This window comes from Phenylobacterium sp. (assembly GCF_016793225.1).
In the GTDB taxonomy this organism is placed as follows: domain Bacteria; phylum Pseudomonadota; class Alphaproteobacteria; order Caulobacterales; family Caulobacteraceae; genus Phenylobacterium.
Genome location: NZ_JAEUMN010000059.1, coordinates 1 through 2,456, shown reverse-complemented (window position 1 = coordinate 2,456; position 2,456 = coordinate 1). Strand labels below are relative to the sequence as shown.

The window sequence follows — 2,456 nt, the reverse complement described above, 5'->3', positions numbered from 1 at the left end:
CCGGCCGAAGCCGCCGCCGCCGCGGATCATGTGGATGGTGATGTCGTCAGGCTTGATCCCCAGGGTGCGGGCGCAGAGCTGGCGGCCCGGTTCGGGGTTCTGGGTCGGCGCCCAGATCTCGAGCTTGCCGTCCTTCCACTCCGCCGTGCAGTTCTGCGGCTCGAGGTTGGCGTGGCTGAGGAACGGGTAGCTGTAGGCCGCCTCGACGGTCCTGGCCGCGCCCTTCAGGGCCGCCGCCACGTCGCCGTCATTGCGGGCGTTGCGCTGCGGCTGGCCCGCGTTGAACGCCGCCGCCTGCTCGGCGAAGGCCTTCGACGACTGCGCCTGGGTCGGATGGTCGGCCCACTTCACGTTGAGGCGGTCGCGCCCCTTCTTGGCGGCCCACCAGCTGTCGGCGACGACCGCCACCGAGGGCAGCAGGCCCTGGCCGGTCATGCCCGTCGGGAACAGGCCGTTCGGGTCGCCCTCGATCACGAAGGCCTTCTTCACGCCCTTGACCGATTGCGCCGCCGCGAGGTCGGCGCTCGCGACCTTGGCGCCGAACACCGGGGCCTTGACGATCGAGGCGTACAGCATCCCCGGCCGGCGCACGTCGATGCCGAACAGCGGTTCGCCCTTCACGATCTTGGCGACGTCGTACTGCGGCACCGCCTTGCCGATGATGCGGTAGGCCTTGGGGTCCTTCAGGGTGAGCGACTTGGGATCCGGCGGGGTCACGCTGGCGCAGGCCATGGCCAGCGAACCATAGGTGCGCTTCTTGCCCGAGGGCTTGTGGATCACGCTTCCGGGCTCGGTGACGCAGTCGGCGGGGCCGCAGTTCCAGGCGGTGGCCGCGGCCTGGATCAGCATGGCGCGCGCCACGGCGCCGACGCGGCGCAGTTCGTCCCAGTGCAGCGGCGTGGCCATCGACCCGCCGGCGAACTGGCGGCCGAACGCCTTGGGATCGTTGTCGGCCTGCTCGATGCGGACGTCCTCCCACGCCACGTCGAGTTCCTCGGCGATCAGCATGGGCAGCATGGTCTTCACGCCCTGCCCCACCTCGGGGTTCTTGGCGGTGATGGTGACGATGCCGTCGGGCGCCACGCTCACATAGGCCGACAGCGGCTTCACCGCGGCGTCCTGGGCGTCGGCCTTGCCGGCGATGGCGAAGCCCAGCGTCAGGCCCCCGGCGCCCACGGACACCAGAACCTCGCGGCGATTGGCCTTCACGTCATGATAGGTCATCGATCAGGCCTCCTTCTGGCCGGAGGCGCGCTTGATGGCGGCGCGGATGCGGACGTAGGTGGCGCAGCGGCAGATGTTGCCGTTCATCGCCTCGTCGATCTGGGCGTCGGTCGGCTTCGGCGTCTTCGAAAGCAGGGCCGTGGCGCTCATGATCTGGCCGGCCTGGCAGTAGCCGCACTGGGCCACGTCCAGCTCCATCCAGGCGGCCTGGACCTTCTTGCCCACCGGATTGGCGGCCATGCCCTCGATGGTCGAGATCTTCGACTTGCCGACGCTCTCCACCGGGATCTGGCAGGACCGCATGGGCTGGCCGTCGACGTGCACCGTGCAGGCGCCGCAGGCCGCGACGCCGCAGCCGTACTTCGTGCCCACCAGGCCGAGGGTGTCGCGCAGCACCCACAGGAGGGGCGTATCCCCCTCCACGTCGGCGCTCAGCGCCTTGCCGTTCACGTTCAGGGTGTAGGCCATGGCCCCGATGTCTCCGTCCGCTTCACGCAATGCTACTCCGCGGCGCGTGCGCGTCAAAGCGTCAGCCTTGCGCCGGCTGCCGTACGGCCGGGAAGTGGATCCGGGCCCTGAAGCCCGCCGGGTCGAACTCGGACTCCACCAGGCCTCCGTTGCCCCGGAGCGCGACGTCGAGCAGCCGTGAGCCGAAGCCGCGGCGCGAGCCCAGCCTGACCGGCGGACCGCCGACCTCGGTCCAGGCCAGGACCGCCTTGTCGCCTTCGCAGCTCGCCAGATCCAGGCGCACGCGCCCCACGGGATTGGACAGCGCGCCGTACTTCACCGCATTGGTCGAAAGCTCGTGCAGCAGCAGGGCGAGCGCCACCACGACCTCGGACGGCGCCCCGACGCCGCTCAGCTCGGCGCTCACGTCGAAGCGGCCGGTGTCGAACGGCGTCAGCGCCCGCTGCACGACGTCGAACACCAGGGCGGGCCCGCCGGCCGCGTCGGTGACCAGGTCCTGGCTCGCCGCCATGGCCCCCAGGCGGGCCGTCAGCACCGCCTCGAAGTCCTTCACCCCCACGGCGCTGCGGGCGGTCTGGCTGACCAGGGCCATCATGACCAGGATGCCGTTCTTGGCGCGGTGCGCGATCTCGCGCAGCACGAGGTCGCGCCGCTCCTCGGCGGCCTTGCGGTCGGTGATGTCCAGCGTGGAGCCGACCACCAGGCGGGCCCCCGTACCGTCCCGCAGGACGCGGCCGCGCGTCAGCACCCAGCGGGTCCGCCCC

3 protein-coding genes are annotated in these 2,456 nt (G+C 71.2%); all 3 read right to left on the bottom strand.

The window, feature by feature from the left end; translation table 11 throughout:
• Positions 1 to 1,224: molybdopterin cofactor-binding domain-containing protein (locus tag JNK30_RS06870; protein ID WP_293481317.1), on the bottom strand; the 1,224-nt coding region annotated here is incomplete at its 3' end.
• A gap of 3 nt (positions 1,225 to 1,227) precedes the next feature.
• On the bottom strand, positions 1,228 to 1,692 hold the full coding sequence (locus tag JNK30_RS06865) for a (2Fe-2S)-binding protein (protein WP_293481316.1): 465 nt from the start codon (positions 1,690 to 1,692) through the stop codon (positions 1,228 to 1,230).
• A gap of 61 nt (positions 1,693 to 1,753) precedes the next feature.
• On the bottom strand, positions 1,754 to 2,456 hold a 703-nt coding region (locus JNK30_RS06860; protein WP_293481315.1), incomplete at its 5' end, for an HWE histidine kinase domain-containing protein.